The sequence below is a fragment of the Pseudomonadota bacterium genome (assembly GCA_023229365.1).
Taxonomy (GTDB): Bacteria; Myxococcota_A; Polyangia; order JAAYKL01; family JAAYKL01; genus JALNZK01.
In genome coordinates this window covers 1-6,055 of record JALNZK010000210.1, presented here as the reverse complement: position 1 = coordinate 6,055, position 6,055 = coordinate 1, and the positions used below count along the sequence as shown (strand labels likewise).

Genomic DNA, 6,055 nt, shown 5'->3' with positions numbered 1-6,055 from the left:
ATCCGATCCGATCCCATTATCTTTGTTTTCGGCGGCGCGGCGGCCTCAAACGAGCGGTTCATTGGACTCGGCTAAACAGTTACCCTGCCGCAGCTGCCGTTTTCGGACATCACCATGACCGTCGATCACGACGGCACGGTCGCTTCTGTCTACAACGGCTACCGTGGCGATGCGATCGACACGGAGGACTACCACTTCCCGGGCGTCTGGTACCTGCCGCAGTTTGCCGGGGAGATGGGCGGGGAGTGGACGATCCACTTCGAGGACAGCGCGTTCAGCGGACCGATGATGGCCGCCGTGCCGTTCCCGATCACCGAGTGGTGCATCACGTTCCTCGATCCGGCCACGACGACGCCGTTGACCGAGGGCGAGTGGGCCGCGACCGACACCGGCCTGGTTTCCGGCGCGACCGCGGACACCGAGACGTACGGAGCGTTCGAGATGCAGATCGACGATATCGTCGATGCCAGCGGGCAGACGCCGTGGCTCGAGCTGGACGTGACGCCGGCGGACGCGAACGTGCAGATCGATCTGGTCGGCCCCGACGGCTCGGTGATCGAGGTGAAGTCGATGTACGAGACGGACGTGCCGAGCGCTGTGCTGCTCGAGGATCTGGTGACGACGTGGCTCACCGGCCGCTGGGCGCTCCGCGTCACCGAGTACACCATCGGCGCCGCGACGGTGAACGCCTGGTCGATCCACCTCGGCGACGAGCCGCCGGTCACGGACGGCGGCGTGGACGGCGGTGTCGATTCAGGAACCTGACCTCACCCGATGACGTACTTCCCCTCTCGATAGCACGAAGCCCAGCCGGCGAAGCCGTCCCTTTCGGGATCGAACTTCCCGCGGATGCCGTCCGTGAGGTGGTACAGGATCGTCTTCTCGCGGAGCTCCGGCGGCAGCGCGCGCAGCTCCTCGTACGACGCGTGGACGCCGCCCTTGAAGTCCTGGCAGTCGTGGAAGATCACGTCGGCCTTCTGGCCGAACGTCCTGACGAGGTCGAGATCGAACATGGTGTCGCCCGAGATGAAGACGCGGTCGTCGATGAGCACGCCGACCGAGTAGAACGCGGTGCGCCACCCGGCCGAGTTGTCCGGCACGTGGTTCGTGCGCATCAGCTTGAGATCGATCGCGTCCGCGCCTTCGCCGACGCGGATCTCGAAGACCGGCCGGCCGTAGCCGTCCAGGGGGCGCGCGTACACGAGGTTCACGTAGTCGGAGAGCTGCATGCGCTCGCCGGGGCGCGTCTCCTCCGAGTGCTGGAGCCCGCCGCGCAGCGTCGCGTCCCAGAGGACGTTCGCGTAGTCCTCGGTGGTCAGCAGGTTCGGCTTGTACTCGCCGCGCTTGCACTTCTTGACGAACGGCGCCGCGTAGCGCGCCTTGAGGCACCACTCCTCGATGCCGCCCACGTGATCGGCGTGGGAGTGCGTCGCGACGAGGTTCTCGACGTCGATCACGGACAGCCCCGCATCGTGGAGCGCCACCGAGGCCTTGGAGCCGAGGTCGACGAGGACGTGCGTGCGGCCCTTGACCGCGAAGATGTTGCTCTGGAAGAGCGTGTTCGCGAACGCCGCGCCCACCCCGAGGAAGGTGATCTCTAGGCGGCCCGGATCGGAGGTCAGCCGGATCTTGCCGTCCTGTGTCGGAACGAACGTCACGTTCGGTGTTTTCACGCCGACATTTTCACCACAACGTGAGCCGAGCGCAAGGGGCTTTCCAGCGAGGCAGCTGCTTCCACTCGCCGATATCCCCGGGCCGAGAGTGACCCCTGTGAGTGTCAGCAATATTAAAAAGAGGCGACCCGCGGGCCGCCCCTTCGAAAACCTATGTTCATGTCTTCTGGTCTCTGCGCGGGCGACCGCCGGTGGTCCCTACGCCGCCTCCTCCTTGGTCGCCGGCCCATCGGCGGCCTTCCGGGTCCTGCCGACCCTGCGACTGAACTCCTTGAGCTTGGCCTGCACGACCTTGTCGTCGCGGAACGCTCCGCGCAACGCCTCGAGCACGGCCATGAACCGCTTGTACCGGGCGAGCTGCGCGAGGCCGAACTCTTCGTGCAGGGCGAGGTACTCCCGGCGCTTGGCGTCGTGCGCGGCGCGCTCGGCGCGCTGCGCCGCAGCGTCCTCGGCGATGAGCGCCACCGCGACGCCGGGGATCTCCCACCCCTCGTCGGCGAGCACCGCCGACAGGCCATCGAGGTTGTCGTCGAACTCCTTGGACGGATAGAACGTCTTCTTGGTCTCGGCCACAGGGACCTCCGATGCCGCCGCGATCGCTCGCGGCCGGCGTGAACCGATCGTTCGTTTCGATTGATCGGTCGGCCCGGGGTTTCGTCGGACCTTCGATGGAACGCTATAGCAAACGCGATGCCAACCGCGTCGCGGCGTCCATCCCGGCATTGTACGCGGCTTTCCGAACGCGCCTCTGCCGCTCCACTGTGGCGGTCGCCGGCGGCCGCCGCCGGCCCCGCCGAGAGGAGCGCCACTGTTTCCTTCGAGCAAGACCGCTGTGACCCGGGGCAACGTTACGTGCCCGGGCATCCCATGATCGGATCACCGCCGCTGATGAGCGAATCACCGCCGCTGATGCGGGGATCACTACCCGATGATGATCGGATCACCGCCAATGATGCGCGAATCACCGCCGGTGATGCGCGTATCACTACCCGATGATGATCGGATCACCGCCGGTGATGATCGGATCACCGCCGGTGATGATCGGATCACTGCCGGTGATGCGCGTATCACTACCTGATGATGATCGGATCACCGCCAGTGATGATCGAATCACTGTCGCTGATGCGCGAATCACCCTCGCTGATGCGCTCCCGCCTTCGGGAGCCCCTTTGTCGGCCTCCGCTGTTCTGCCGGGCAGTGGCTCTATGGCCCATCCGCCGGCGAGCCTTTCCACGACACGCGGATCACGCTAAGGTCCCGCCATGCTGATAGGTATCGCGGGCGGGACGGGCTCCGGCAAGACGACGGTCGCGCACACGATCCTCGAGCGGCTCCCCCGCGGCGAGGCCGCGCTCATCGAGCACGACTGGTACTACCGCGACTACCCGGAACTCTCCTTCGAGCAGAAGTCGCGCCAGAACTTCGACGAGCCGGAGGCGCTCGAGAACGATCTGCTCGTCGCGCACCTCAAGGAGCTGAAGGCGGGCCGGGCGATCGAGTGCCCGCAGTACGACTTCGCGACGCACTCGCGCAAGGCCGAGACGCGCCGCGTCGCGCCGTGCCGGATCGTCGTGGTCGAGGGGATCCTGACGTTCGCGCTGCCTGCGCTGCGCGCGCTCTTCGACCTGCGGCTCTTCGTGGACACGGACGACGACATCCGGCTGATGCGCCGCATCAAGCGCGATCTCGTCAAGCGCGGCCGCGACATCGGCTCGATCCAGGACCAGTACTACGGCACGGTGCGGCCCATGCACCGGCTACACGTCGCGCCCTCCAAGGACCACGCGCACCTCATCATCCCGGAGGGCGGCGAGAACCGCGCCGCGCTCGACGTCATCGTCGGGTGCCTGCTCTACGGGTTGAAGTAGACGGGGGCCGTGCCGGAGCCTCCATCATGGCGCCCATCTAGGTGCAGCAGTACGGCGTCGCGTCCGGGCAGCCGATCGCCGGGAAGCCCTCCTGCGGGGTTGGCCCGGGACACTCGTCTTCCGTGGCGGCGCAGTCGAAGTCCAGGGCGTCAACGCACTGGTCGGTGTCGATGCAGCACACCTCGCCCTCCGTGCACGTTCCATGCTGGTCGTCGTCGCTGAGGCCGCCCTCGCAGCTGCCCGGGTCCATCGAGCACGTCCCGCTCAGCTCGTCAGGGTGCGGTCCGCCTCCGTAGGTCGTCGTGCACTGGACGTCCGTGTCCGTGTCTGCGTCGGAGTCGGAGTCTGCGTCGGAGTCGGAGTCCGTGTCGGAGTCGGAGTCGGTGTCGGAGGCTGAATCGGAGTCGGAATAGCAGGTCCCGTCGGCGTCGCACTCCCAACCCGGCGGGCAATCCTCGTCGTCGTCGCACGCGAACTGTCCTTCGCGCATCGGCGAAGCCTGGCAGCTTGCGAGCGCGCAGGCGCACACGGCCGCAACCGCAGCGATGAAACGAGTCGGCCGCATCAGAACGTTCCTCCCAAAACGAGCGCCCCGGGCACCGGCGTCAGCGACACCGCGACCGGATCCTTCTCGTCCTTGTCCCTGCTCCCCACCAACGCCATGACGAGCCCCGTGCACAGGAGGGCGCCGCCCGCGGCGAAGGAGATGACTGCGCCCGCTTGGAGCCCATCCAAGCGCGACCTCGCGTCTTCGTACTCGTGATAGCGCTCGGTCTCCTCGGTGGTCCTTGCCGCCGAGCCCGCGAGGGCCTGCAAGACGGTTCCCATGATCAAGCCGGCGGCGCCGACCGACGCCGAAACGATCCCGACGACCTCGAGCCGGTCGGGGCCGGTGTCGTCCGTGTTCGCACCGGGCGCCACGGCGGGTCCTGAAATCGGCTCCGCTGCTTCGGCCTGCGGGGGCGGGGAATCCGCCTCGAGCTTGGCGGCCTCCGCTCGCGCGATGAGCTTGTTCGCCTCGGCTCTCGTCTCGTCGTCCCGGGCTTGCGCGATGATCTGCTCGCCCAGCGCGATCGCGTCGTCGTGTCGCCCGGCCAGTTGCGCGGCCTTCGCCGCGTTGAACAAGGTCGCCTCGTGCTCGCGCATGCGCAGCGAGCAAGCGAACTCTCCGAGAGCCGTCGTGTAGTCCTTCTCCTCGATCGACTTCTCCCCTTTGGAGAACCAGGTCCCGGCGAGGGCCTTGGCGGAGTCCTCGTCCGTCGGTCGCGGTGGGCACGCATCGGGCACGTCCAACGCATACGCGCGAGTGGCCGCGAGCAACAGAAGCAGAGGAATTGGGATCCATTTCTTCATTGTGCCTCTATGGTTTCGTCAGGACACAGGTCGTCCGGTCTACTCGAAAGGATTCGATCTCCATTTCTCGGTGGGAGGCCGATGGGCCCGGCTCTTCCCGGCAGGGGTCTTGCGCATCTCCGCCGTGAGGGTCAGGTCCTGGCTCGGCCTCAAGCTCGTCGCATACGGCAGGTAGCCGGCGGCGGTGACTTGGATGGCCACGGCTTCGTCGGAGCGGAGCAGCAGGAAGGGTGTCGTGACGGGTTTGCCGGCGGCGAGCACCATCGCGTCGGGCGGCAGCCCACCGATCCTGATGGTGACGTTCTCGCTCGGCGGCTCGACGATCGCCGCCGTTTGCGCGGGCGCCCCCAAGTCCAGCGCCACCGGTGTCGCCGCAGCGGCCCGCGGGCGGTCGTTGCCGCCGCTTCGGGAAACCGCCACGAACACGACGATCGCGACAACGGCGAGGAGCGCCAGCGCAACGACACCGATCAGGGCGACAGCCCTTCGCGGGAAGCCGGTCGCCCTTTTTTTCGCCATGTGGTGCGTCGGGTTTTCCGATCTCTTCCCGGTCTCGGCGCCCGCTTCGATAGGGCCCGTGATCTCCCCCTTCAAAGGGGGCGACGCCACCGTGTCGAGAATCGCCTTCGCGACGACCGACCTCAGCTCCCTGTCGAAGCCGCCGAACAGCGGCGTGAGGGATTTCACCATCTCGGCGACGGTCTGGAAGCGCTGGCCCCTGTCCTTGGCCATCGCCTTGGCCACGATCGCGCAGAGATCGATGTTCAGCCACGGCGCCACTTTCACGAGCGGGACAGGATCGTTCATGAGGACGTTGGCGATGACCTCGTTGCAGGTGTCGCCCTTGTACGGAAGACGGCCCGCGAGCATTTCGTACATCACGACGCCCATCGACCAGATGTCCGACCGCGCGTCGATGTCCTTACCCCCGCGCGCCTGTTCCGGCGACATGTAGAACGGCGTGCCGAGAACCGTTCCGGGCTGCGTGTTCATCGGGAACAGGTTTCCCTCTTGCAGCACCTTGGCCACGCCGAAGTCCAGCAGCTTGATCTCCTCGCGCATGCGCGAATCGACAGCGACGAACACGTTGTCGGGTTTCAGGTCGCGATGAATGATCCCCTTCTGGTGGGCCGCGTGGAGCGCGGAGAGCACCTGGAGGAT

General features: G+C 66.8%; 8 protein-coding genes. 3 read left to right on the top strand and 5 right to left on the bottom strand.

Annotated features, from left to right (window positions below; all coding sequences use genetic code 11):
- The first annotated feature begins 114 nt into the window (after positions 1-114).
- Positions 115-765 (top strand): hypothetical protein, encoded by a 651-nt coding sequence (locus M0R80_31005; GenBank protein ID MCK9464070.1) that lies wholly within the window; start codon positions 115-117, stop codon positions 763-765.
- A 2-nt stretch (positions 766-767) separates the two neighbouring features.
- On the opposite strand, the gene M0R80_31000 is transcribed toward M0R80_31005, so the two are convergent.
- On the bottom strand, positions 768-1,673 hold the full coding sequence (locus tag M0R80_31000) for an MBL fold metallo-hydrolase (protein MCK9464069.1): 906 nt from the start codon (positions 1,671-1,673) through the stop codon (positions 768-770).
- Positions 1,674-1,871: 198 nt separating this feature from the next.
- On the bottom strand, positions 1,872-2,246 hold the full coding sequence (locus M0R80_30995; protein MCK9464068.1) for a hypothetical protein: 375 nt from the start codon (positions 2,244-2,246) through the stop codon (positions 1,872-1,874).
- Positions 2,247-2,601: 355 nt separating this feature from the next.
- On the opposite strand from M0R80_30995, the gene M0R80_30990 reads away from it, so the two are divergent.
- Together M0R80_30990 and udk are read left to right on the top strand one after the other, a co-directional pair.
- Positions 2,602-2,751, top strand: coding sequence for a hypothetical protein (locus tag M0R80_30990; protein MCK9464067.1), 150 nt, complete (start codon positions 2,602-2,604; stop codon positions 2,749-2,751).
- A 184-nt stretch (positions 2,752-2,935) separates the two neighbouring features.
- The gene (udk, locus tag M0R80_30985; protein MCK9464066.1) at positions 2,936-3,541 is read left to right on the top strand and encodes a uridine kinase; all 606 of its coding nucleotides are present in this window, start codon (positions 2,936-2,938) and stop codon (positions 3,539-3,541) included.
- A 37-nt stretch (positions 3,542-3,578) separates the two neighbouring features.
- On the opposite strand, the gene M0R80_30980 is transcribed toward udk, so the two are convergent.
- The 3 genes from M0R80_30980 to M0R80_30970 form a co-directional block, all read right to left on the bottom strand.
- On the bottom strand, positions 3,579-4,106 hold the full coding sequence (locus M0R80_30980) for a hypothetical protein (protein ID MCK9464065.1): 528 nt from the start codon (positions 4,104-4,106) through the stop codon (positions 3,579-3,581).
- A complete protein-coding gene (locus tag M0R80_30975; protein ID MCK9464064.1) occupies positions 4,106-4,828 on the bottom strand; it encodes a hypothetical protein in 723 nt (240 codons plus the stop codon). Before M0R80_30975 ends, M0R80_30980 begins: the two co-directional genes overlap by 1 nt.
- A gap of 105 nt (positions 4,829-4,933) precedes the next feature.
- A partial coding sequence (locus M0R80_30970) for a serine/threonine protein kinase (GenBank protein ID MCK9464063.1) occupies positions 4,934-6,055 on the bottom strand: 1,122 nt, incomplete at its 5' end.